We start from the raw sequence: 20,845 nt of genomic DNA, 5'->3' as shown, positions 1-20,845 counted from the left end.
TACGCGAAAGGATTTCATCATGAAGACATGGTTCATCACCGGCGCGTCGCGGGGCTTTGGTGCTCGTATCGCCGAACTCGCGCTGACGCAGGGCGACAATGTGGTCGCCACCGCCCGCAATCCCAAGGCGATCACCGAACGGCTTGGGGATCACCCCAATCTGCTCGCCGCCGCGCTCGACGTCACGGACGAGGCACAGGCGAAAGCCGCCGCACAGGCTGCCATGGAACGCTTCGGTCGGATCGACGTGCTGCTCAACAATGCCGGGTTCGGTCTGCTGGGCGCGGTGGAGGAGGCGACGGCGGCGGAGGTGGAAGCGGTATACCGCACCAATGTTTTTGGCTTGCTTGCCGTCACTCGCGCGGTGCTGCCCCATATGCGCGCGGCGCGGTCAGGGCGCATCCTCAATATCTCCTCGATCGGCGGTTATCGCGGCGGACCGGGGTTTGGGGTCTACAGCTCGACCAAGTTCGCGGTCGAGGGACTGTCGGAATCGCTCCATGCTGAACTGGCGCCGCTCGGTATCCATGTGACGGTGATCGAGCCGGGCTATTTCCGCACCGACTTTCTCGACGCCACCTCGCTCAGCGTCAGCGCTGATCCGATTCCCGACTATGCGGAAACCGCCGGCGCTGTCAGGAGTCGCGCGGCGGGCCTCAACCACACCCAGCCCGGCGACCCCGACAGGCTGGCCCGTGTGATCGTCGACTTCGCCGATGCGCCGAACCCGCCCGTCCGCCTGCCACTTGGAAGCGATACGGTCGCGGCAATCGAAGCCAAACACGCCTCCGACGCTGTTATACTCAACGAGTGGCGCGCAGTGTCCGTCTCAACCGATTTTGGTTGAGACGGATGCGTTTGTCTCTGCCTTTGCCCGATCCCGGTCCGCCGGTTATGACGAAGAAGCGGTCCATCTCGTCCCTCAACTTTCCCGCGCTTGCGCGAAGGTGAGAACCAGCGTGTCCCGCCATGCTGGGGCGCCCGGTATCGCGGACTCGATCGGCTTTGTGCTGTGGCGGACGGTACGGTCATCCAGCAGCAGTGCTTCGCCGGGACGGGTTAGCCGATGTTCGAGGATGCAAGTATCGGAGCCATCCTCGACGCTGCTCTCGCCGCCAGTGTAGTTACTGCGGCCGACAAGCAGGATCAGCACCCAGTCGCGCCCGTCATGATGCATGCCCTCCGGCGTGGGGAGGCCGGGCCGTCCTGACAGCGCTTCGATGCGAAATTGATGCGCCTCGACCGCCCAGGAGTTCGGACCTTGTGGGCTTGTATTCGCGATAAGTGAGGCAGTGCCCAACACCAGCGCCTGAAACAGCGGCGATCCGGTTTGCGCTTCGGCCATTGGCGCGAACCAGCGTTCGACGCCGCCATTCAATGGATTGTGATCGCGCTCCTGGTAATGCGGCCGATGCGGCAAACGCGTGCATTTCCTGTCTGTTACCTCAAAGGCGGCATAGCGTCTGCGGCGATAGGTGCCGCCGTCGGCCATCCATGTGTCGCGCGGCAGATCATCCCAACTCCGCGCAAATGCGGCCCATTCCGGGTCGCCGGGATCAACCAGCTTGCCCGGCGGCAGGAGCAGCGCGGGCGGCGTGGCGATGCACTCGCCGGAGGCGGTGGAGAGCCGCCCGGTCATGTCTCATCGTCCCAGTAGGTTGCCGCATCGGCATAGCGCCCGACATGGTCCACCGACCGGCTCGCCTTGTCGCCGCCGGGCGCGACGCCTGCCATGACCGCGAACTTGCCGCTGTCGGGATAGTCGATAACGTCGGGCTCGTTCATCGTGCTGATGGCGAGATAGCGCAGGTCCGTATCGCCGGTGTTGATGATCTGGCGCACTTGCCGCTCCGCTGGCCGGGCACAGAGCGACATCGCCTGCCCGCAACGCATGGTCGCCATCGGAATAGCGCAGGCGGCCGCTGCCGGAGAGGATCACGAACAGTTCCTCATTCGCGTGATGGCCGTGAAAGGGCCACGCCCGCTTTCCCGGCGGCACCACAAACAGCCTTCCGCCCAGCATGTGCGCACCCAGCGGCGAAGCGAAGGAGGCTGTACGCGCTTCGTAGAGATCGCCGTGCGCCTGTGTTTGCAGCTCCAGGGCATCGAGATGAAGAACGGGGGACGTGGTAACGGCCATGATTGAACCAATACAATGTTTGATTTGATCGACTCATAATTTGATACAATGATGAGGCCCAAGGAGCAACCAGATGAGCACGAAGACCCCGGCCAATTTCTATTTCGATCCCGTCTCGCCCTTCGCCTTCCTGATGTGGAAGCGCCTGCGTGAAGACGATTTCGGACTGGAGATACGCCCGGTCCCGGTGCTGCTGGGGGCGCTGCTCAACCACTGGGGCCTGATCGGCCCAGCGGAAGTGCCGCCCAAGCGGGCGCAGACCTATCGTATGTCCCAATGGCTTGCTGACAGGAACGGTATCGTGCTGCGCTTTCCCGATACGCATCCATTTCGTTCGGTCGAGGCCCTGCGACTGCTAATTGCGCTCGATGCCCGCGCGGATGCCGTCGATGCCGTGTTCGGGGCGGTGTTTGCGCAAGGCCGGGATCTGACCGATGGTGCCGAACTGGAGATGCTTGGCGGTGAACTTGGTCTTTCCGATGTGCAGGACAGGATCGCAAGCGCGGATGTAAAGGAGGGACTCCGCGCCAACACCGAGGCGGCGATCGCGCATGGCGTGTTTGGCGTGCCCACTCTCGCGATCGGCGAGGAACTATTCTGGGGCTTCGATACGCTGGACATGGTGCGCGATTATCTGGCCGATCCCAAACTGTTCCAGACGGCTGAGATGCAACGCCTCGGCACTCTTGATTATGGCGTGCCCCGGAGGACAGAATCATGAGCGGGGCCAATGACCCGCTTCTGCTCGAACGCGTTCGCGCGAGCTTCTCGCGTCAGAGCTTCATGGGGCTGATCGGGGCCGAGGTGATCCACGCCAGCCATGGCAAGGTGGTTCTCGATCTGCCGTTCCGGGCTGATCTTTGCCAGCAGAACGGCTTCCTTCATGGCGGCGTGGTTGGTGCGATTGCCGACGTGGCGGGCGGTTATGCGGCCTATTCGATCTTCGGGGATGGCGAGGATGTCCTGACAGTCGAATACAAGCTCAATCTTATCCGCCCGGCGGCGGGAGAACGCCTGCGCGCCACGGGTGAAGTGCTGCGCGCCGGCCGCGCGCTGACGGTCTGCGATCTCAAGGTTCATGCAATGCGTGAGGGAGAGGAGGTGCTATGTGCTTCCGGCCAGCAGACACTCATGCGCATGGAAACGGCACGGCCATGACGCTCCCTGTGCTCTTGCTTCCCGGCATAGGCGGTTCGGGACCGGACCATTGGCAAAGCCATTGGGAGCGGAACGATCCCGACATGACCCGCTTCGCACCATCCGATTGGGACCGACCGGAACTTGCCGACTGGTGCGAGGCGCTGGATCGGGCGGTGGAGGCCCTGGACCGCCCGTCCATTCTGGTCGCGCATAGCCTGGCCTGCCTGCTGGTGGCGCATTGGGCGGCCGCGCGGGGAACTCCGGTAGCCGGCGCGATGCTGGTCGCCGTGCCCGACCCCGCTGGACAGGTGTTTCCGGATGAAGCGCGGTCTTTCGCGCAAGTACCGGAGCAGCCGCTGCCGTTTCCCAGCCTGATCGTCGCCAGCGCGGACGATCCTTATAGGACGGTCGATTACAGCAAACGACGCGCCCGGCAATGGGGTTCGCGGCTGATCGCGCTGGGTCCGCTCGGCCATATCAACGCGGGCAGCAATCTGGGCGATTGGCCGGAGGGCCGGGATATCCTCACTTCATTTCTCGCTGAAATCGAAGGGAATGGAGCATGACCATCTGGACTGCGCTTGCCGGGTTCACGCTGGCCGCCGGGCTTCTTGTCGTCACGCCCGGGCTCGACATGGCACTGGTCCTGCGCACGCTCGCCGTCGAGGGGCCGCGTCAGGCTCTCGCGGCGGCGGCAGGCGTGATTGCGGGCGTTCTTGCCTGGGGACTGGTGGTGGCGCTGGGGCTTGGCGCGTTGCTCGCGCTGTCAGGCACGCTCTACACGATCCTGCAATATGCAGGCGCGGCCTATTTGCTATGGCTGGGGCTGGGTATGGTTCGCGCGGCACTCAAATCGCGCGCGCCCTCCGATGCAGCAAGTCCGGCATTGCCATCCGCTCCATCACGATCGGGCAACTGGTTCATGAAGGGCCTGCTCACCAATCTGCTCAATCCCAAGATGGGTGTCTTCTATGTGAGCTTCCTGCCGCAGTTCGTACCGGCGGGAGCATCGGTACTTGGCTTCAGCCTGTTGCTGGCGGCGCTTCATGCCACGCTTGGCATGGCCTGGTTCGCGCTCCTGATCCTTGGCAGCCGTCCGCTGCGGCACTGGTTTGCGCAAGGGGCCGTAGCGCGCTGGCTCGATGGCCTGACCGGCGGCGTGCTCATCGCGCTGGGCCTGCGCATCGCCTTCCATCCCGCGCAGCGATAGCGCCATTTCCATATCGAGAGAGACATGCAGATAGCCGTTCTGACTTTCGACGGGTTCAACGAACTGGATTCGTTCATCGTGCCGTTCATGGCAAGCGATCCATTGGCCGATGCAAGCACTGGCGGCACCACGCGCGAACGCGTATCGGCTGTGTGAATTGGATGAAGCCGAAGCGATCCGCCATAGGGCGTCAACGTCGCCGAGAAGGCGGTAGCATACCGATTGTAGCGCGCCCGGTCGTGAATCGAAATCTGCCCGATTGCATAAACCGTCATCAACACATCGTCCTTACCGACTTCAGGAGAACCAGCGATCCCGCTCGCAGCCCGGTCATTGGCTCAGTGACAGTTCCTGAGCGCTGTAGAAGCTCTCGCCTTCAACCTGACGGTCGTCCACGAAGCGCATGGTTTCCAGCGCGCGACGCGCCTTGCCGTTGCGCCGGGCCACATAGTGGACGCCGAGCACCTGGCGTTCGATATCGCAGACGGCAGCGATCAGGGTGAAATGCAGATCGGACGAAGCCTCCAGCGCCTTTGACCAATAGGCGCGCAAGGCCGCCTTGCCTTCGATAACCGGCGACCCCGTCACCTCAGCTGCGAGGGGGCTGATGAAGCGCGCCTTCTCGGCAAAGTGCGCCAGAATGGCGTCGAGATCACGCGCGTTCCAGTTGGCGATCCAGTTCGCCGCGAACATCTCCATGTCTTCCCGGTTCATTGCGTTGTCCTTCAGATCAGAAACAGCAGGGCGGTGAGCGCGGTCAGAACCGCCATCACGCGCACGAACACGATCATGCCCTTGCGGCTTTCCAGCAGTTCGCGGGCCCCCGCGCCCATCGCCGCCCAGGTTGCGATGGAAGGCAGGCCGACCAACACGAAGGCTGCGACGATAACGCCGAGCTGCAGGGCGAGCGGCCGGCCGGGCACGGTAAAGCTGGCGATGGCGGGCATGGTGATCGCCCAGGCCTTCGGATTGACGAATTGGAAGGCAGCCGCCTGAAAGAAAGTCAGCGGATGCGCGCCCTCGCGGCGTTCGACGCCTTCCGATTGCCACAGTTTCACCGCCAGCCAGGCAAGATAGACAGCACCGAAGATCCGCACTGCCCAGCGCAGCACCGGCCATGCCTCGAACAGCGCACCCAGACCCAGCCCGCTGAGCACCAGCATGAGCGCACAGCCGAAATTGATCCCGAAGATGTGCGGGATGGTCCGGCGGAATCCGAAAACCAGCCCCGACGAGGCGAGCATGATGTTGTTGGGGCCGGGCGTGGCCGTGCAGACGAAACTGTACAGCGCAAGCGGGGCAAGCAGACTCGTATCCATAATGTTCTCCTGCGAAGCTGGATGATCATCATTGAACTATGAGTCAAACGTGATATTGAACCGGTTCAATATAGATCGGGAATGGCAATGAAGGACTGGCAGCCGGATATCTCAAAGGGCAGCGCGCCGGTGTACGAGCGTCTCGTGACCGCGCTGGAGGGCGATGTGCGCGATGGCCGCCTTGTGCCCGGCGACCGTTTGCCACCGCAGCGCGATCTGGCGCACCGCCTGTCCCTGAGTGTCGGCACGGTCAGCCGGGCCTATATCGAGGCGGAGCGGCGGGGGTTCATTTCCAGCCATGTGGGCCGGGGTTCTTTCGTCGCTGACCGGGCAAGACCGCATGCCGCGCCACATGACACCGGCCCGCTAGACATGGCGCATAATGTGCCGCCGCTCGATCCTGCCGAGCGCTGGATCGGGGAGGGGCTGTCCCGCGTGCGCCAGCGCGCCGATCTTGGCACTGCGGTGAACTATGCGCCGCCCGAAGGCTTGGCCTCGATCCGCGAGGCCGGGGCATCCTGGCTCAAGCGCCGTCATGGCGTGACGCGCGCGACGGCAGATCGGGTCATTCAGTGCAATGGCGGGCAGCATGGCCTTGCACTTGCTTTCGCGGCGCTGGCGCGGCCCGGCGATACGATCCTGTGCGAAGCCGCGACTTATCCCGGCATCCGGACACTGGCCGACCATGCGGGCTACCGCCTGCAGGGCGTTGCCATGGATGCGCGCGGCATCGATCCCGAAGCGCTCTCCCGCTGCGCCGGGGAGACTGGCGCCAAGGTCCTAGTTGTAATCCCGACCTTGCAAAACCCGACCACGATCAGCCTCGATGCCGCGCGCCGCGCTGAAATCATCGAGGTCGCCCGTGCCCATGATCTGATGATCGTCGAGGACGATGCCTATCGCGTCTTCGCCGATGCCGGAGCGGCGGACTGCTTTGCGGATCTCGCGCCGGAACGGACGTTGATGGTCGCGGGCGTTTCCAAGGCGGTCGCGCCCGGCCTGCGGCTCGGTTTCCTGTTGCCGCCTGATAATGAAGATATTCGCGATCGACTGTTGCTGGGCATCCGGGCCTTTGGCTACAGCCCACCCTCGCTGGGCGGTCTTGTCTTCAGCCAGTGGGAACAGGACGGAACGGCCGACAGGATCGCCGATGATGTAATCACCGAAAGCGAGGCGAGGACGCAGTTGGCATCGTCGATCCTCGGCAAGGCGATGGCAGTGCCGGGGGCAGGACGCAGCCTCCACGTTTGGATGCCGATGCCCATGCTCGATGCCGAACGGCTGAGCGCCCGCGCCTTGCGCGCCTCCATCGCGCTAACGCCGCCCGACGGGCCGATTGTCGATGCCGTGGCGCCCTCTGGGGTTCGCCTGTGCCTTGGCGGCCTGCGCTCGCGCGATGCTCTTGAACAGGCGCTTCGCGATATCGCTACCATGCTAACGACTGCCGGGGGCAGCGCCGCACGCGGTCTGGTCTGACATGCGGGGCCAGCCATGCATATGAATCGATCCCCGGCGAGTGGTATGGATCTCTGGTCTTACGCCACGCTCTGCATCGTGATCCTGTTCTGGTCGGGCAATTTCATTGTCGGGCGAGCGGTGCACGGTGTCATTCCGCCATTTACCTTGGCGTTGGTCAGGTGGAGCGGTGCGCTTGCGATCCTTCTGCCTTTTGCCTGGCGGCATTTGCGCGCCGATCGGCAACGGCTCCTGTCGCACTGGAAGGCGGTCCTGCTGCTTGGCCTGACGGGTGTGGCGGCCTTCAATGCCTTCATCTATTCGGGCCTCCAATTCACCACCGCCAGTAACGGGCTTTTGCTTCAGGCGGCGATCCCGGCGCTCGTCCTCCTGTTCAATCGCCTCTTTTTCGGTAACCGCGCGTCGGCTTTGCAGATCGTCGGCGTAACCCTCTCCATGCTGGGCGTCGCAGTCATCGTGCTGCGCGGCGACCTTGCGGCGCTGGCGCGGCTGACACTCAATTTCGGGGATTTTCTCGTGCTGTGCGGGGTCGTCTGCTGGGCGCTTTACACCGCGTTGCTGCGCCTTCGCCCCAATTGCCATCCGGCCAGTTTCCTGGCGGTGACATTTGCGATCGGCGCGGCGGCTATGGCGCCGCTCGCCGCGATGGAAGTGGCTGGCGGGGCAGGCATTCCGCTGCGGGTCGATGTGCTGGGGGCCTTTGTCTACGTCGCGCTCTTCCCGTCGCTGGTCGCCTATGTGCTTTACAACGCGGCTGTGAAAAATCTCGGCGCAGCACCCGCGGGTCAGATGATTACACTGATGCCTTTGTTCGGCGCCGGTCTCGCCGCCCTACTGCTGGGCGAGGCTTTATTCAGGTTTCACATCATCGGAATGGTGCTGATCCTCGGCGGTATCGTTCTGGGCTCGGTCGGCGTGCGGTGCCGACGGCGGGGGACGACGGCTTTGAAGTGACCCCTTTGTTATGCACATCCTCCAGCAGAGTGTTTATAGGATGTGGCATTGCAGGCGGATCGGAGCGAACAAGATCTGCATCGTCGCCTTGGGAATTTGCGAGCCCCATCCTACTCGGATGCGGCATGCAAAACCATCGCTTCGGCGAGCTAACCAATCAGGTTGGCTTGCGCACGGAGTGCGTGGATGGCCTGCTCGATCGAGGCAACCCATGCGTTCTCGTGCCTTGGCAGGAACTGTTCGATCCGGGGACCTGACCGGCCATTGACGGCGACATATTTGTTGTTGGGCTCGTCTATCACAATACCGCCGACCATCCGGGCGAGTGCATCGAAGTAAGGACGCCAGATGCCCTCGGGCAATGTCCACGATGCCGGATTTGGCCAGAAGGTGCCGTTCTTCATGATGTAGCCGAAATTGATCGGCTTTTCCTGATCGGCCAGGTCGAGCTTCAGGTTCAGGCTAGCCTTGAGATCGGGATAGACACCCAGCGGTTCGAGCGCCGACAGGAACGATCGGATCGCGGCGGGCAGCGACGGATCGCGTTTCGCCATCATGTCCCAGAAGTCCGCCGAACTGATCGACTGGGGTCCCTTTTGGGCAGCGGCGGAGATTGGATGCACTGTAGCCGCCCCATCCTCGACGCGGACGATCCCGCGCTCGATCATCACGGTCCTGGCCAGGGTGCTCGGCACGGCGAGGATGTCGCCAGCTGCGTTTCGCCATGTGGCAAGCTCCACGAGCGCGAAGGTAAAATGCGCGCCTGCATGGCTCTGCAAGAGATCGCTGAGCGCCTCCGTTTCCGTCCTTATGCCGTCGCCCAGGACGATGACCAGCATCCTGCCTCGCCGCAAGTTCAGGGAGACAGCATCGATGAACTCAGCCTCTTCCAGAGCTTCAGGATGGTCACGAACAAGGTCATACAGGCGTCGCGGCGACTGCCCCCCCCGCGCAATGGCCGCCTCGAACGTCTCGAATCCCATCAGGGTGAGCGCAGCCACATAGTCCAGCGCCTGCGCGACCACCTCGCGTCGCATCTGACTGTTCCGCCATAGCTTGGTTTCGACCAGTACGATGTCACCGGACGGGGTGAGATAGAGATTGTCGATGTAGCCGTGTCCGCAGGGGACTTCGCGGGCAACCGCAATCAGATCGCCGAACCCTGGCTCAATGTCCGAGATCGGCAGGATGGCCGGATGATCGTGGATCAATGCCTGAAGCCAGTTTTCGTCATGCAGGCCGCCTCCCAGCCGAACGCGCGTCAACGCACTGCGATTGTTGTCGTGAGTGATGAGAACCGGGACTGCTCGATGCCTTGCCATGCCCCTTATCTGCGTGATCGGCGCAACTGCGTCCAGCAAAATGAGACTTATAAGTCGTGGGCTAATCAGTCTCATGAACTGATCGTCCGCCTCGATGGACGTCCACAAACGCATAGGTTGGAATCTCAGGCGACTGCGGAAGGAGCGGGAGATCACGCAGGAAGATTTCGCGACCGACGGCGACTTCGATCGCGGATATATCAGCGGGGTGGAACGCGGTGTCCGAAACCCGTCAGTGAAGGTGCTCGTCAGGATCGCGGATGCTTTGAAGGTCGACGTTGCCGAACTGTTCGATGCCCAGAAGGCAGCAGAGTTTGCCCGAGGACAGCATGCCTCTGCCCCCTGATGATCGCGGGATTGAGCGCTCGCCCTGACTTTTGGCAGGCGCTGCTCCGTCAGCACCATTAACCATATTGCAATTAATTGCTTATGGTTAATGGCGGTAAAACCCATGGAAATCTGCCGTTTTTCCTCGCAATTTCCTTGTCTGGGCGCGTCTTTTCCATAGGAAATAGTTCCCAACAACTTCAAAGGTTTGGAACAATGGAAGGGACAAAATCGAACACGTCCAAGGTGCCTCAGATGATCGTCGACATGATGGGTGATCATTTCCTGGAGGTCGCGCGGCACCTGCGCGAGACACAGAAAAATCATCCGGAGGACTTCAGGTCGGTCGCCAAGCAACTGAAGATCGGTATTCGCAAGGCGTACAATCTCGCCCAGATCAGCCGGACATTCGAAGACCTCGAAGTGCCAATTGAACGGTTGCGGCAGGTCGGCTGGACCAAACTCGCGCTGCTTTCACCCTATGTCGATAAGCGCAACATCGGCAGGCTGCTTGCGAAGGCGGCTGACGCTACCGCGCATGAGTTGAAGATGTATCTGCGTGGGAACGAGTTCGACCCCGATGGCAAGACCGTCGTCCTCCACCTCGACAGCGAGCAATATGCCGTATTCGAGCGGGCACTTCTGGCTGCGGGTGCCATTCCGCATTCAAGGGGCCTGCTGAACAAGGAGGCCGTGCTTACGGCACTGCTGGATCGCGTCGTGTCGAACTGACCCTTCACCCCGCCGGGCACCTTCAACGTTCCTTGGTCACGGTTTGCTCCGGGACCTCGGCGCGCTCTTGCACTGCCCGGCGGGTTCGGCATCATCTTCGTCATCAGGCATGGAGATCAGGCAAATGAGCAACATGGATCGGCAGACACCGGCACTCGTCGACATCGAGCAACACATGACTGGCAAATGGGTAGAGGAACAGCTTGGCCGGCTTGAACTGCTCGTCCGCGAGCATGGCGGTGATGATGAGATGCTTGCCGTAATCGAGTTCCTGCGCGACGAGAACGACTGGTGGGCGGTGCCGCAAGTGGAGGAACTGGACCGTTCGGGCCGGCTGTTCTTGTCCAATGATGACGGCGCCAGGCATTGAGCATCCCGACACAGCGTGAAGCCGTGCGATGCCTCGATGCGGTTGGAGGCGAGCTTCGAAAACGGCTAAACGTTGGAAATACAATTGATAAAGTCGAAGTGCACTTCGTGCAATTAATTGCACGACATCGAGTGGACCGGCAAGTGGACCACGCAGCGCCCCACCCCATTCAATAGGACTTGGTTGCCAGGGGCTGTGTCCCGTAGACAATGGGAGATGGACCCCAAGCCCACCTCCCGCCCTGGTTCGATAGGCCGCCCGACGCCGAAACGGCGTGGACGGATCGTCATCCGGCGCAAACGGCCTGGACCCCATGCAGCCCGGACGAACGACGCCGGCACTGGCGTCATCAGCGACCTGCCGACCGCCCTGCCGGTCCTTCGCGAAGAGGTCGCCATTCTGCGTGCCTATCTCGCGCGCGAGATCGACGCGATCCTCTTCGAGGAGCGGTGATCATTCCGCACCCACGTCCACGAGCAACTCCCGGCTGCCGGACCACAAGCTGCCGACACGGTGGGGGCGGGGTGTGGTGATGGGCAGACCACACGATACACGTCGGCCGATAACGCCTACCCATGATTCGCACCCGAGCGGGGTCAGGACGACCTGTAGCACGCGGGCGGGCGTCAAGCGCGCCTGCGTTAAACGACACAAGCCGCACGATGAGCGAGTTGGAAAAGCGCGCAATTCTGAGCCGCCCGCGTCTGGCGTCATTCCAACGAGGCACCCAGTGGAGCAGACCTTGCTCCGGGCGGACGCCATCCCATTGCTTCACGCTGAACTTCGCGCTTCCCTTGGTGGCAGACGCAGTCATGTGTTGGCCCATCCAGTCTGTCGGAGCCAGGTGACTGCAACGCCCTGAAGGAGTTGCTGCCATGCCCATCCGCGTACCGAAGAAGACAACCGCCGCCGTCGCAAACCGGGCGCCCGCGCCGCTGCCGTCGGGGCGTAAGGCGTTCTACACCGTCGCCGAACTTGCAGTCCGGTGGAGCCTGTCCGAGCGGCATATTCGCCGTCTGATCGACAATGGCGAGCTTGTCGCCCATCGTATCGGACGGGCCGTTCGCGTGTCGGCGGCGAACGTCGCGCTATTCGAAGCGCGCTGCGCGCAGGACCTCTGATGTCCTGCCCCGTCCTGTCGCCAGAGGACGGATCAAGGGTTTGGTGAAACCCTGAAGCCCCATTTTCAATAAAAATGGGCACCGGGGGGATCACCAATCCGCCCCCCTGATCACACCAGTCATCACCAGTCATCTACCTGCCAAGAGGAGGGCTTCACCATGCCTGCGCCTAGCACCCCCACTTTGACTCTTCGCTTGCTCGCCGAGCTGATCATGAGCCTGCCGGAAATCCCGCTGTGGAAGCGGCGGGAACTGTGTTCCGCCATCAGGAATTTCGCCAAGGTCTGCGGCCTCACACCGGACGACATCATCGCCGATCCCGGCACCATCCGCACCCTTCGAGCAAAGGCCCCTTGGTTGCTCGCCGGATACACGAAGGGAAGCTGGGCGAACATCCTGTCGCGGCTCAACCACGCATTGGAGATCGGGGGCGTCAAAGTCCATCGCCAGCGCCGCAATTTCAAACCGAATTCCGAATGGGAGCAACTGCTTGCGCCGCTGTGCAGACGTGATCGAGACGACATTCACCGCTTTGCTGGTTGGTGTTCGATCCGGGAGATCAGCCCGCACGATGTCTCGCCTGCTATTTTCGACCCCTATTATGCCTATCTCGATCAGCAGATGACCCAGACCAACCCGCGTGAGCGCGGTCATGTCGCTCGCCGCGCATGGAACCGCGCGATCGCGGTGGAGGGATCATCCTACCAGACAATCCCCGCGCCCAACCCGATCGGCAAGCGCCTCGTGCGCTGGGAGGACTTCCCACAATCGCTCCAGGACGAGTTGCGCGCCTACGGCGAGAGGATGCTGGAAGACGACCCGTTCGATGAGGAGCACCGCCCGATCAAGCCGGTGACGCTGGATAATTATCATAACCGTATCCGCGCGATGCTCACCACGCTGGTCGATAACGGCATGTCTCCGGATGACTTCCCGTCGCTGGCCACGGTCGTCGATCCCGCAACCGTAAAGCGGGCATTCGAGCTTCGGCTGGATGGACGGCCGTTGGACGACAAGGCCCGCATGGATTTGCACGGTATCACTACTGCCGTCCTGAGCATCGCCCGCTATCTTGATCTGGATAAAGACAGTCGCGCCAGGCTCAAGCAGCTGGCGAAGAAGGTCCGCTTCAAGGCCAGCGGCATGTGCGAGAAGAACCGGGAGCGACTTATTCCGCTGTTCGACCCGTCGGTTCGCACCAAACTGCTCAACCTGCCTCTGAAGGTCGCAGATGACCTGAGAGCGGTGAACGCCCCCACGGTTCGGCAGGCCCAGCGGATGCAGATGGCCACGCTGCTTGACCTGTTGCTGCATGTGCCGATGCGTATCCGTAACCCTTCGGAACTGGACCTTGCGACCACCATCATTCCTCCGATCGCTGGCAGCATCGGAGGTTGGCGCATCTCGATCCCGGCATGCGAAGTGAAAAACCAGTGGGCCATCGACGCTCAGCTCGGCGAAGAGCTTGGCGCCGTTCTCGACCGTTACGTGAACGTGTTTCGGTCGGTCCTCATGAAAGGACCGACCTCCGCCCTGTTTGTCGGGCAACGGGGCGCGCGTAAAGGCTCATCCAACCTTTCAAAGCAGCTCGCCCGCTTCGTCCGGCGCGAGATCGGCGTGGTCATCCACGCCCATCTCATGCGGCACCTTGCTGCCCATCTCTATCTCCTCGCCAACCCCGGCGACTATGAGACCGTGCGCCGCCTGCTCGGACACAAGAATATCGAGACCACGATCCGCTTCTACGAGGGCCTGCTGACCGACGATGCCTTCGCCCGCTACGATGGGCTGATCGAGGAGATGCGTTCGAAAGATGCGGCCAGGCCGTCCAAGCCATCGAGCAGCAGCATCACCGACGATTTCGACGAGGGAGACCTGCTGTGATCAAACAGGCATTCCCCCCGCTTCCGGTCGATCAGTGGCCTGCTCGCGATCGATCCCTCTGGCAGGCCGCCCGGCAGCCCAGCGGACCGTTCGATGACGATGCCGGCTTTGCCGCGCGGTGGCGTTCGCCCACCATGAAGATGTGTGAGCGGGGGTATGGCATGTTGGTCGGCTGGCTGGACAGAAGCGGCCAGCTCGATCCCCTCGCACATCCCTGTCACCGTGTGACGCGGGACCTGATCAGGGCATTCATCACCGAATATAGCGTTGGCCGCGCGGAAACGACGGTCGCGAGCGCCGTTCGGGGCATGGCCTACGTCCTGCGGGCCTGCGCACCGCCCGACGGCGTGGACTGGCTGACCAAGCTCGCGCACCGGATGACGAACACCGCCAAGCCGTCGCGCCCCAAGCTGCCGCGCATGGTCCGGGTCGCTGACATCATCCTGCTATCCGACAGGCTGATGGATATCGGCCTGGAAGAGTTGCGGCGCAGCCGTCGCAGCGGCGCTCCCATCTATCGCGACGGATTGATCATCGGCCTGCTTGCCCATCGGCCCTGGCGCCGGCGCAATCTCGCGGACCTGCGGCTCGGCCATAACCTGCTTGTCGACGACTTCGGCATCAGGATCACAATCCCTCGCGAAGAGACCAAGAAGGGCGTTGCCTTCGACGGCTATGTGCCCGAGCGGCTCAAAGGGGCGACGTTCACCTATCTCGATCGGGTTCGGCCCGTCCTGCTCAAGAGCGGCATCCCGGATGAGAGCTGGCTCTGGATCGGACGCCAGGGTCGCCGGATGCCCGCCAACGACATCAGCATCCGCGTGCCGAAGACCACGCGCAAGCACTTCGGACGAGACCTCTCTCCGCACCTGTTCCGCGACTGCGCGGCCACCGAAGTTGCTCTTGAGCGCCCAGAACTGATCGGCATGACCAAGCATCTGCTCGGCCATATGACGCCGGTTTCGAGCCAGAAATACTACAACCAGGCGACCAGCTTCACCGCCTACTCGCGCCACGCCGACGTCATTCGCAAGCTGCGGGGAGAAGAATCATGACCCGGGCAGCAATATATGTCCGCGTATCGACGACCCGTCAGGCCGAGCGCGACCTGTCGATCCCCGACCAGATCGCCCAGTGCCGCACATGGTGTCAGCGGCAGAGCATCGAGGTCGTCCGAGTTTTCTCCGAGCCCGGCGCCTCGGCGCTCGATGAAGACCGGCCTGTCTTCCAGGAAATGATCCACACGGCGAAGCGCACGGACAAACCCTTCGATCTCGTGGTCGTGCATTCGCTGAGCCGGTTCAGCCGCGACTCGCTGCATTCCGAACTCTACATCCGCGAGTTGCGTAAGGCCGGGGTCGAACTGGTCTCGATCACGCAGGAGGTTGGACAGGACCCCACGGGCGAGATGTTCCGCAAGCTGCTGCACATCTTCGACGAGCATCAGAGCCGGGAGACCGCGAAACACGTTCACCGCGCCATGCTGGAGAACGCCCGGCAGGGCTTCTGGAACGGCTCACGACCGCCCTATGGCTATGGCGTCGAGATCGCAGAGCGGCGAGGCAGCAAGGACAAGAAGGTGCTGGTCGTCAACGACGCCGAGGCGCGCGTCGTCCGCATGATCTTCGATATGGCAGCAGGCGTGGATGGGCGACCGATGGGCGTGAAGGCGATTGCCACATGGCTCAACGAGCGCGGCATATTGCGGCGGGGACGCAGGTTCTCGACCGGAGGCGTTCATGCCATTCTGACAGCGAGCACCTATCATGGGCAGCATTACTTCAATCGCACCGACAGCCGGAATGACCGGCCCCGTCATCCTTCCGAATGGATACCGCTCGCTGTCCCGGCGATCATCGACGAAAAGACTTTCAACGCCGCGCAGGCGCTTCTGCAAAGCCGCGCGCCCAAGCGGGTGGCGCCGCGCCTGGTCAACACGCCGACGCTGCTCGCTGGGGTGGCCCGATGCGGCCACTGCGGCGCTGCGTTGATCCAGAACACCGGCAAGGGCGGGCAGTATCGCTATTACTGCTGCTCGCGCCGCCTCAAGGAAGGCCCCTTCGGCTGCAAGGGTCTGCGTATGCCGATGGACAAGCTCGACGGGATCGTAATCGGCGAGGTGACGAAGCAGATACTGCAGCCCGAGCATCTCGTGAGCCTGCTCAGTGACTATCTGCGCACGGCGATCGAACGCGAGGATCGCAACCGCGATCGGCTGCGGCAGATGCGCCAAGACCACAAGGAAACCGAAGCGGGAATCACCCGGCTGCTGGAACTGGTCGAGAAGGGCCTAATGGATGCCGAGGACGCTTCAATGCGCGAGCGGTTGGTCAATCTGCGGTTCCGGCGCGATGAACTCGCCGAGCAGGTTTCCGATCTCACCCGTCGTCTGGCTATGGCCGAGCCGGTGATCACGCCCGCCAAGATCGAGAAGCTGGCGCTGCTCCTGCGCGACAAGCTCCATCACGGTCCGCCTGATCTGCGCCAGGCTTATGCCCGGCTGCTACTCAGCGAGGTCCGTGTCCAACCCCATGAAATCCGCATCAGTGGCTCCAAAGCCGTGCTGGCCCGGAGTGCGGCAGCGGGCGTGGCCAAAACCACGCCCGCAGTTCTCTCTTTTGTTGCCCTTCCCGAGAGATGGGTGACATTCCGTACCGGACAGATGGGTTACACTTCTGGCCTTTGCAGGAGGGCAAAGTGCCGTGGAAGGAGTGTGACAAAATGGACGAGCGTCTCCGCTTTGTGGCGCGCCTGTTGGACGGCGAGAAGATGGCGCCGCTGTGCCGGGAGTTCGATATCTCCCGCAAAACGGGCTACAAGATCTTCGAGCGCTACAAGGACTGCGGTCTGTCAGGCCTGACAGACCGCAGTCGCCGGCCCTACCGCCAGGCCAACCAGCTTCCGTTCCAGATCGAGAAGCAGATCATCGAGCTGAAGCGCGAATGGCCCAGCTGGGGCGCTCCCAAGATCCGTGAGAAGCTCAGGCGCCATTATCCTGAGCTCCAGTGCCCCGCGATCAGCACCGTTCACGCCGTGCTCGACCGCAATGGGCTGGTGAAGCGAAGGCGACGCCGGCGCTACAAGGCCGAGGGAACGCCGCTCTCCCGGCCGCTGGCACCCAACGATCTTTGGTGCGCCGACTACAAGGGCGAGTTCATGCTCGCCGACAAGAGATATTGCTATCCGCTGACGGTGACCGACTCAGCCAGTCGATATCTGCTCGGCTGCGAAGCCCTCGCAACCACCAAGGAGGTGTTCGCAATCAGTGTGTTCGAGCGCATCTTCAAGGAATATGGCCTGCCCAAGGCAATCCGCACCGACAATGGGGTGCCCTTTGCCAGTGCTCACGCCTTGTTCGGCCTCAGCCGTCTCTCCGTCTGGTGGCTGCGCCTGGGCATCGGGATCGAGCGCATCAAACCCGGTTGCCCCCAACAGAACGGGCGACACGAGCGCATGCACCTGACCCTTAAACAGGAGGCCACCAGGCCTGCATGCGCAAACTTCCTCCAGCAGCAGGGCCGCTTCGACCGCTTCGTCGATATCTACAATCATGAGCGCCCTCACCAGGCGCTGGCAATGCGCTATCCAGCCGAGTGCTACACCCGATCAGACCGAAGCTATGAGGGGCTGCCCGACCTCGAATACCCGTTCCATGACAAGACCGTCATCGTCACAACCTGCGGGCGAATCTGCTTCGATAGCAGGAAGGTCAACCTCAGCACCGTCTTCGCCGGACAGAAAATCGGAATCAAACAGGTCGACGATCAGATCTGGCTCGTCACCTTCATGAATTACGATCTCGGCTTCTTCGACAATGAAACATGCCGGCTTGAGCCAGCACCTACCCCCTTCGGAGCAAAACTGTTACCTATGTCTCCGGAATAAACTGTAACCGATGTGTCCGGTACGGACCTGTTCGAGAATGGTGCGCCCGACAGGATTCGAACCTGTGGCCCCCAGATTAGGAATCTGATGCTCTATCCTGCTGAGCTACGGGCGCGCCGGCGGCTCGTGTAGCGGGACCGGGCGCCGAGCGTCAATTGGCGTGCGTCAATTAACCGCGTCGGGCGGGACGAAGGGGACGAGAAGGGGCACCGCGGCAATCCCGTCGTCGCGCAGCGCCTGCGCCTCTTCGGGTGAAGCCTGCCCATGGATCAGGTCTTCCGGGACCCGGCCCTCGTGCATAGCGCGCGCCGCATCAACGAAGTCACGGCCTACCCAACGCGATCGGGGCAGCATTTCGGCCTGCTTCGCCGCGATGTCGGCGATCAGTCTGCGAACCATCTCGTGCGGCGCTCCCTCCGGTTCCGCATGCGCGGGGGGCGGAGTCGCCGCATCGGGTTGACGGTTCGATTTCACGGCGACCCGCGGCGCCATTACAGCCTTTTCGACCCCGGCGTCGCCGCACACCGGGCACGCAATCAGTCCGCGTGCCTGCTGGTCGGCAAAGCTCTCACTGCTCGCAAACCAGGCCTCGAACCGGTGGTCACCGGCGCTGCAGCGCAGATCGAAGACAATCATCTCAGCCAAGCCCCAGGAGCGGATCCAGCTCGCCGCGCGCATCGAGCGCAGCGAGATCGTCGCTTCCCCCGATGTGACGCCCGTCGATGAAGATTTGCGGCACCGTCCGGCGGCCACCGGCGCGCTCGATCATCGCGTCAAGGCCAGCGCGATCCATCGACACGTCGATCTCGCGATACTCTGCCCCCTTCTTCTCGAGCAGCGCTTTCGCGCGCGTGCAGTAGGGGCAGAGAAATTTCGTATAGACTTCGATTGTCGCCATGCGGCTATCCTGTCATCCTTTCCCCCTGCATATCGGAATCAAGCGCGGCAATGTCAAATAGGTTGCCGGATTTGGCATCGGATGACGCGTATGCAGCAAGAAATGCAGTCTGGGCGCCTCCGACTTGCCTCAGAAGCGTGCTTGGCAACGTCAGGCCTGGTGAGAAAGATCTTGCAAAATCCCGCAAGACACAAGGTGCGATCGGCGCGCTTCGCCGATGCCGGACTTGTGAACCCTTGGCGGAGGCGGCACAAGCGCGCGATGTCCGACACCCCCGCCCTGCTCTTCTCCCCCAAGCGCCATCGCTCCCAGCGAGACCGGATGGCGCGCTTGCCCGCGGGCGCCAATTTTCTTGCCCCCATCATCGCCGAGACCCTGCTCGATCGCTTGTCGATGGTGACGCGCGACTTTCCGCGTACTTTGCTGATTGGGGCGCATGACGCCGCGCTTGCCGATCAATTGCGCGCCATGGGCACCCGGCTCAGCATCCTCGAGGCAGCTCCAGGCCTCGCGGCGCACAGCGATGCGATTGTGGCCGAGGCCGACCGCGTCGATCTGCCCTTTGCAAGCTTCGACCTGATCGTCTGGCCGGGCGGGCTCGACAGCGTCAACGATGTTCCCGGAGCGCTGGTGCGCCTGCGGGCGCTGCTGGCGCCCGACGGGCTTCTGCTCGGGGCCTTCGTTGGCGACGGCAGCCTCCCGCAGCTGCGACGTGCGGTGATGAGTGAAGGCGTGCGTCCGATCGCGCGCCTGCATCCGCAGATTGACCTTTCAGCGATGGGAAATCTGCTCCAGCGCATCGGCTTTGCGATGCCGGTGGTCGACGTGGAGGGGCTGACGGTGCGCTATCGAGACTGGTTCGCGTTGGTGCGCGATCTGCGCGCCGCCGGGCTTGCAAGCCGGCTGACGCCCGCGCCGCCGCCGCTTTCGCGCGAGGAAGCCGCTCGCATTGCCGCTGCATTCGCCGCGCAGGCCGACCCCGACGGCCGGATAGCCGAGCAATTTCGCCTCGTTCATTTCAGCGGCTGGGCACCCCATCCCGACCAGCCGCGCCCGGCCCGCCGCGGCAGCGGCGCAGCCTCGCTCGCGGACGCCCTGAAGCCGAAACCCTGATCAAAGAAGCGCTTCTAAAAGACCGATAAGGGGCTTGTCGGCGGGCGGCATCGCCAGTGCGTGGAGTTCGACCGGCCGTACCCAGCGCAGCGCGCTCGCGTGGATTGGCTCCGGCGCGCCCTGCCATTTGCGGCAGACGTAAAGCAACAAAAGGAGGTGGCTCTCGCCCAATGCGTCGCTCGCGAAACACGCAGGTGCAAGGCACGCCGCTTCGACGTCGATCGCCAATTCTTCCCGAAGTTCCCGCACCAGCGCCGCCTCGGGCGTTTCACCCGGTTCGATCTTGCCGCCGGGAAATTCCCATAAGCCCGCCATCGACTTGCCCTCAGGCCGCTGCTGGACAAGCAGGCGCCCATCCTTGTCGACGAGTGCGACCGCGACCACAATGAGACAGTTTTGCGGCAATTTCGGAGGCGAAAGCGCGGACAAATCGTTAACCTTCCTGTGCGAACATGGAACCCTCGGGAACTATAATGTCGGTAGGGGTGGAGCAATGAATATGATGAAAGGGCTGATGCGGTCGACCAGGGCCGCGACAGCCGTTGAATATGGGCTGATCCTGGCCCTGATCTTTCTGGCGGCCAGCGTCGCTGTATCCGACGTCGGAACCAAGACCAGCTCGATGTGGAACAATGTCGCAACGACGACGGGGGCTGTCCTTTAGTGGGACTCAAGGCCGCGGCAAGCGGGCGGTCCCATTAAGGGTTTCAAAACCAATTCCCCGTAGAACGCCGATGTTGACCACGACCAGACCGTCAACAGGGTAAGTGACTTATCAGGAGACCAGACATGAAGTTCATCAAGAAGTTCGTTCGCGACACCAAGGCCGCGACTGCTATCGAATATGGCCTGATCGCCGCTCTGATTGCCGTCGCCGGCATCACCGCGATGACCCAGGTCGGTAAGGGCGTCGGCAATACGTTCAACAACGTTTCGGCTGAGCTTGACTAAGCG

28 protein-coding genes, 1 tRNA gene and 1 pseudogene are annotated in these 20,845 nt (G+C 62.6%); 20 read left to right on the top strand and 10 right to left on the bottom strand.

Features of this window, described 5'->3' with window-relative positions:
* The first annotated feature begins 19 nt into the window (after positions 1–19).
* Positions 20–847, top strand: coding sequence for an oxidoreductase (locus LH20_RS03715; RefSeq protein ID WP_053553058.1), 828 nt, complete (start codon positions 20–22; stop codon positions 845–847).
* A 75-nt stretch (positions 848–922) separates the two neighbouring features.
* On the opposite strand, the gene LH20_RS03710 is transcribed toward LH20_RS03715, so the two are convergent.
* Complete coding sequence (locus LH20_RS03710; RefSeq protein ID WP_053553057.1) at positions 923–1,639, bottom strand: 2OG-Fe dioxygenase family protein; 717 nt, start codon at positions 1,637–1,639, stop codon at positions 923–925.
* Positions 1,640–1,642: 3 nt separating this feature from the next.
* Positions 1,643–1,999, bottom strand: a complete 357-nt coding sequence (locus tag LH20_RS24340; protein ID WP_442800460.1) for a cupin domain-containing protein — start codon at positions 1,997–1,999, stop codon at positions 1,643–1,645.
* Between LH20_RS24340 and LH20_RS23895 the strand changes: the two genes are divergently transcribed.
* The 6 genes from LH20_RS23895 (at position 1,892) to LH20_RS24155 (ending at position 4,646) form a co-directional block, all read left to right on the top strand.
* The gene (locus LH20_RS23895; protein WP_235527102.1) at positions 1,892–2,146 is read left to right on the top strand and encodes a hypothetical protein; all 255 of its coding nucleotides are present in this window, start codon (positions 1,892–1,894) and stop codon (positions 2,144–2,146) included. The two genes, LH20_RS24340 and LH20_RS23895, sit on opposite strands and share 108 nt — an antisense overlap.
* Before the next feature lie 67 nt (positions 2,147–2,213).
* Positions 2,214–2,861 (top strand): 2-hydroxychromene-2-carboxylate isomerase, encoded by a 648-nt coding sequence (locus LH20_RS03700; protein WP_053553056.1) that lies wholly within the window; start codon positions 2,214–2,216, stop codon positions 2,859–2,861.
* Positions 2,858–3,298 (top strand): PaaI family thioesterase, encoded by a 441-nt coding sequence (locus LH20_RS03695; RefSeq protein WP_053553055.1) that lies wholly within the window; start codon positions 2,858–2,860, stop codon positions 3,296–3,298. The genes LH20_RS03700 and LH20_RS03695 overlap by 4 nt, the downstream gene beginning before the upstream one ends.
* Positions 3,247–3,846 carry an RBBP9/YdeN family alpha/beta hydrolase gene (locus LH20_RS03690; RefSeq protein ID WP_321164235.1) on the top strand — a complete coding sequence of 200 codons (600 nt, stop codon included), beginning with the start codon at positions 3,247–3,249 and terminating at the stop codon, positions 3,844–3,846. Before LH20_RS03695 ends, LH20_RS03690 begins: the two co-directional genes overlap by 52 nt.
* Positions 3,843–4,490, top strand: coding sequence for a LysE family translocator (locus LH20_RS03685; RefSeq protein WP_053553053.1), 648 nt, complete (start codon positions 3,843–3,845; stop codon positions 4,488–4,490). Before LH20_RS03690 ends, LH20_RS03685 begins: the two co-directional genes overlap by 4 nt.
* A 24-nt stretch (positions 4,491–4,514) precedes the next feature.
* Positions 4,515–4,646: a hypothetical protein gene (locus LH20_RS24155; protein WP_268796093.1), complete on the top strand. Its 132-nt coding sequence runs from the start codon at positions 4,515–4,517 to the stop codon at positions 4,644–4,646.
* A 29-nt stretch (positions 4,647–4,675) separates the two neighbouring features.
* On the opposite strand, the pseudogene LH20_RS24335 reads toward LH20_RS24155, so the two are convergent.
* The 3 genes and pseudogenes from LH20_RS24335 to LH20_RS03675 all read right to left on the bottom strand — a co-directional run.
* A pseudogene (locus LH20_RS24335) lies at positions 4,676–4,765 on the bottom strand (hypothetical protein); the annotation flags it as partial.
* 55 nt (positions 4,766–4,820) lie between these two features.
* The gene (locus LH20_RS03680) at positions 4,821–5,189 is read right to left on the bottom strand and encodes a nuclear transport factor 2 family protein (RefSeq protein ID WP_144423501.1); all 369 of its coding nucleotides are present in this window, start codon (positions 5,187–5,189) and stop codon (positions 4,821–4,823) included.
* Positions 5,190–5,215: 26 nt separating this feature from the next.
* Positions 5,216–5,809 carry a LysE family translocator gene (locus LH20_RS03675; RefSeq protein WP_053553051.1) on the bottom strand — a complete coding sequence of 198 codons (594 nt, stop codon included), beginning with the start codon at positions 5,807–5,809 and terminating at the stop codon, positions 5,216–5,218.
* Between the two features lie 81 nt (positions 5,810–5,890).
* On the opposite strand from LH20_RS03675, the gene LH20_RS03670 reads away from it, so the two are divergent.
* Positions 5,891–7,285 carry an aminotransferase-like domain-containing protein gene (locus tag LH20_RS03670; RefSeq protein ID WP_200905428.1) on the top strand — a complete coding sequence of 465 codons (1,395 nt, stop codon included), beginning with the start codon at positions 5,891–5,893 and terminating at the stop codon, positions 7,283–7,285.
* Between the two features lie 45 nt (positions 7,286–7,330).
* Positions 7,331–8,239 (top strand): DMT family transporter, encoded by a 909-nt coding sequence (locus tag LH20_RS03665; protein WP_053553049.1) that lies wholly within the window; start codon positions 7,331–7,333, stop codon positions 8,237–8,239.
* Between the two features lie 149 nt (positions 8,240–8,388).
* Here the strand turns inward: LH20_RS03665 and LH20_RS03660 are convergent, their stop codons facing one another.
* Entirely contained in the window at positions 8,389–10,014 is a 1,626-nt protein-coding gene (locus LH20_RS03660) for a hypothetical protein (RefSeq protein WP_442800448.1), read from the bottom strand.
* Between LH20_RS03660 and LH20_RS03650 the strand changes: the two genes are divergently transcribed.
* The 8 genes from LH20_RS03650 to LH20_RS23890 all read left to right on the top strand — a co-directional run bounded on the left by LH20_RS03650 (position 9,991) and on the right by LH20_RS23890 (position 17,880).
* On the top strand, positions 9,991–10,620 hold the full coding sequence (locus LH20_RS03650) for a hypothetical protein (protein WP_235527101.1): 630 nt from the start codon (positions 9,991–9,993) through the stop codon (positions 10,618–10,620). The two genes, LH20_RS03660 and LH20_RS03650, sit on opposite strands and share 24 nt — an antisense overlap.
* 124 nt (positions 10,621–10,744) lie before the next feature.
* Positions 10,745–10,990 carry a hypothetical protein gene (locus LH20_RS03645; protein WP_053553045.1) on the top strand — a complete coding sequence of 82 codons (246 nt, stop codon included), beginning with the start codon at positions 10,745–10,747 and terminating at the stop codon, positions 10,988–10,990.
* 216 nt (positions 10,991–11,206) lie between these two features.
* A complete protein-coding gene (locus tag LH20_RS03640) occupies positions 11,207–11,443 on the top strand; it encodes a hypothetical protein (protein ID WP_053553044.1) in 237 nt (78 codons plus the stop codon).
* A 422-nt stretch (positions 11,444–11,865) separates the two neighbouring features.
* Complete coding sequence (locus tag LH20_RS03635) at positions 11,866–12,111, top strand: helix-turn-helix domain-containing protein (protein ID WP_053553043.1); 246 nt, start codon at positions 11,866–11,868, stop codon at positions 12,109–12,111.
* A 195-nt stretch (positions 12,112–12,306) separates the two neighbouring features.
* Positions 12,307–13,995 (top strand): tyrosine-type recombinase/integrase, encoded by a 1,689-nt coding sequence (locus LH20_RS03630; RefSeq protein ID WP_158501089.1) that lies wholly within the window; start codon positions 12,307–12,309, stop codon positions 13,993–13,995.
* Positions 13,992–15,050 (top strand): site-specific integrase, encoded by a 1,059-nt coding sequence (locus LH20_RS03625; protein ID WP_053553041.1) that lies wholly within the window; start codon positions 13,992–13,994, stop codon positions 15,048–15,050. The genes LH20_RS03630 and LH20_RS03625 overlap by 4 nt, the downstream gene beginning before the upstream one ends.
* Positions 15,047–16,855 carry a recombinase family protein gene (locus LH20_RS22705; RefSeq protein ID WP_083455266.1) on the top strand — a complete coding sequence of 603 codons (1,809 nt, stop codon included), beginning with the start codon at positions 15,047–15,049 and terminating at the stop codon, positions 16,853–16,855. The genes LH20_RS03625 and LH20_RS22705 overlap by 4 nt, the downstream gene beginning before the upstream one ends.
* Positions 16,765–17,880 carry an integrase core domain-containing protein gene (locus tag LH20_RS23890; protein ID WP_235527191.1) on the top strand — a complete coding sequence of 372 codons (1,116 nt, stop codon included), beginning with the start codon at positions 16,765–16,767 and terminating at the stop codon, positions 17,878–17,880. The genes LH20_RS22705 and LH20_RS23890 overlap by 91 nt, the downstream gene beginning before the upstream one ends.
* 38 nt (positions 17,881–17,918) lie before the next feature.
* Here LH20_RS23890 and LH20_RS03615 read toward each other — a convergent pair.
* The 3 genes from LH20_RS03615 to grxC all read right to left on the bottom strand — a co-directional run bounded on the left by LH20_RS03615 (position 17,919) and on the right by grxC (position 18,778).
* Positions 17,919–17,995 (bottom strand) — tRNA-Arg (locus LH20_RS03615).
* 50 nt (positions 17,996–18,045) lie between these two features.
* Positions 18,046–18,516, bottom strand: coding sequence for a DUF1178 family protein (locus LH20_RS03610; protein WP_053553039.1), 471 nt, complete (start codon positions 18,514–18,516; stop codon positions 18,046–18,048).
* A 1-nt stretch (position 18,517) separates the two neighbouring features.
* A complete protein-coding gene (grxC, locus tag LH20_RS03605) occupies positions 18,518–18,778 on the bottom strand; it encodes a glutaredoxin 3 (RefSeq protein ID WP_053553038.1) in 261 nt (86 codons plus the stop codon).
* Positions 18,779–19,039: 261 nt separating this feature from the next.
* On the opposite strand from grxC, the gene LH20_RS03600 reads away from it, so the two are divergent.
* Positions 19,040–19,891 (top strand): methyltransferase type 12, encoded by an 852-nt coding sequence (locus LH20_RS03600; protein WP_053556076.1) that lies wholly within the window; start codon positions 19,040–19,042, stop codon positions 19,889–19,891.
* Here the strand turns inward: LH20_RS03600 and LH20_RS03595 are convergent, their stop codons facing one another.
* Positions 19,892–20,275 carry a (deoxy)nucleoside triphosphate pyrophosphohydrolase gene (locus tag LH20_RS03595; RefSeq protein ID WP_235527100.1) on the bottom strand — a complete coding sequence of 128 codons (384 nt, stop codon included), beginning with the start codon at positions 20,273–20,275 and terminating at the stop codon, positions 19,892–19,894.
* A 109-nt stretch (positions 20,276–20,384) separates the two neighbouring features.
* On the opposite strand from LH20_RS03595, the gene LH20_RS22700 reads away from it, so the two are divergent.
* The gene (locus LH20_RS22700; protein ID WP_144423499.1) at positions 20,385–20,555 is read left to right on the top strand and encodes a Flp family type IVb pilin; all 171 of its coding nucleotides are present in this window, start codon (positions 20,385–20,387) and stop codon (positions 20,553–20,555) included.
* 125 nt (positions 20,556–20,680) lie between these two features.
* Entirely contained in the window at positions 20,681–20,842 is a 162-nt protein-coding gene (locus LH20_RS03590; RefSeq protein WP_053553037.1) for a Flp family type IVb pilin, read from the top strand.
* Positions 20,843–20,845 lie beyond the last annotated feature (3 nt).

The sequence above is a fragment of the Sphingopyxis sp. 113P3 genome (assembly GCF_001278035.1).
In the GTDB taxonomy this organism is placed as follows: Bacteria; Pseudomonadota; Alphaproteobacteria; order Sphingomonadales; family Sphingomonadaceae; genus Sphingopyxis.
This window is presented reverse-complemented; position numbering and strand designations above follow the sequence as displayed.

Coding starts and splice junctions, on each gene's coding strand:
- LH20_RS24155 (WP_268796093.1), top strand. CDS start 4,515: ATGCAGATAGCCGTTCTGACTTTCGACGGGTTCAACGAACTGGATTCG.
- LH20_RS03610 (WP_053553039.1), bottom strand. CDS start 18,516: ATGATTGTCTTCGATCTGCGCTGCAGCGCCGGTGACCACCGGTTCGAG.
- LH20_RS03650 (WP_235527101.1), top strand. CDS start 9,991: ATGGTTAATGGCGGTAAAACCCATGGAAATCTGCCGTTTTTCCTCGCA.
- LH20_RS22705 (WP_083455266.1), top strand. CDS start 15,047: ATGACCCGGGCAGCAATATATGTCCGCGTATCGACGACCCGTCAGGCC.
- LH20_RS03665 (WP_053553049.1), top strand. CDS start 7,331: ATGGATCTCTGGTCTTACGCCACGCTCTGCATCGTGATCCTGTTCTGG.
- LH20_RS03690 (WP_321164235.1), top strand. CDS start 3,247: ATGTGCTTCCGGCCAGCAGACACTCATGCGCATGGAAACGGCACGGCC.
- LH20_RS03590 (WP_053553037.1), top strand. CDS start 20,681: ATGAAGTTCATCAAGAAGTTCGTTCGCGACACCAAGGCCGCGACTGCT.
- LH20_RS23890 (WP_235527191.1), top strand. CDS start 16,765: ATGGCGCCGCTGTGCCGGGAGTTCGATATCTCCCGCAAAACGGGCTAC.
- LH20_RS03680 (WP_144423501.1), bottom strand. CDS start 5,189: ATGGAGATGTTCGCGGCGAACTGGATCGCCAACTGGAACGCGCGTGAT.
- LH20_RS23895 (WP_235527102.1), top strand. CDS start 1,892: ATGGTCGCCATCGGAATAGCGCAGGCGGCCGCTGCCGGAGAGGATCAC.
- LH20_RS03670 (WP_200905428.1), top strand. CDS start 5,891: ATGGCAATGAAGGACTGGCAGCCGGATATCTCAAAGGGCAGCGCGCCG.
- LH20_RS03710 (WP_053553057.1), bottom strand. CDS start 1,639: ATGACCGGGCGGCTCTCCACCGCCTCCGGCGAGTGCATCGCCACGCCG.
- LH20_RS03715 (WP_053553058.1), top strand. CDS start 20: ATGAAGACATGGTTCATCACCGGCGCGTCGCGGGGCTTTGGTGCTCGT.
- grxC (WP_053553038.1), bottom strand. CDS start 18,778: ATGGCGACAATCGAAGTCTATACGAAATTTCTCTGCCCCTACTGCACG.
- LH20_RS03685 (WP_053553053.1), top strand. CDS start 3,843: ATGACCATCTGGACTGCGCTTGCCGGGTTCACGCTGGCCGCCGGGCTT.
- LH20_RS22700 (WP_144423499.1), top strand. CDS start 20,385: ATGAATATGATGAAAGGGCTGATGCGGTCGACCAGGGCCGCGACAGCC.
- LH20_RS03675 (WP_053553051.1), bottom strand. CDS start 5,809: ATGGATACGAGTCTGCTTGCCCCGCTTGCGCTGTACAGTTTCGTCTGC.
- LH20_RS03700 (WP_053553056.1), top strand. CDS start 2,214: ATGAGCACGAAGACCCCGGCCAATTTCTATTTCGATCCCGTCTCGCCC.
- LH20_RS03635 (WP_053553043.1), top strand. CDS start 11,866: ATGCCCATCCGCGTACCGAAGAAGACAACCGCCGCCGTCGCAAACCGG.
- LH20_RS03695 (WP_053553055.1), top strand. CDS start 2,858: ATGAGCGGGGCCAATGACCCGCTTCTGCTCGAACGCGTTCGCGCGAGC.
- LH20_RS03600 (WP_053556076.1), top strand. CDS start 19,040: ATGTCCGACACCCCCGCCCTGCTCTTCTCCCCCAAGCGCCATCGCTCC.
- LH20_RS03660 (WP_442800448.1), bottom strand. CDS start 10,014: ATGGGTTTTACCGCCATTAACCATAAGCAATTAATTGCAATATGGTTA.
- LH20_RS03640 (WP_053553044.1), top strand. CDS start 11,207: ATGGACCCCAAGCCCACCTCCCGCCCTGGTTCGATAGGCCGCCCGACG.
- LH20_RS03645 (WP_053553045.1), top strand. CDS start 10,745: ATGAGCAACATGGATCGGCAGACACCGGCACTCGTCGACATCGAGCAA.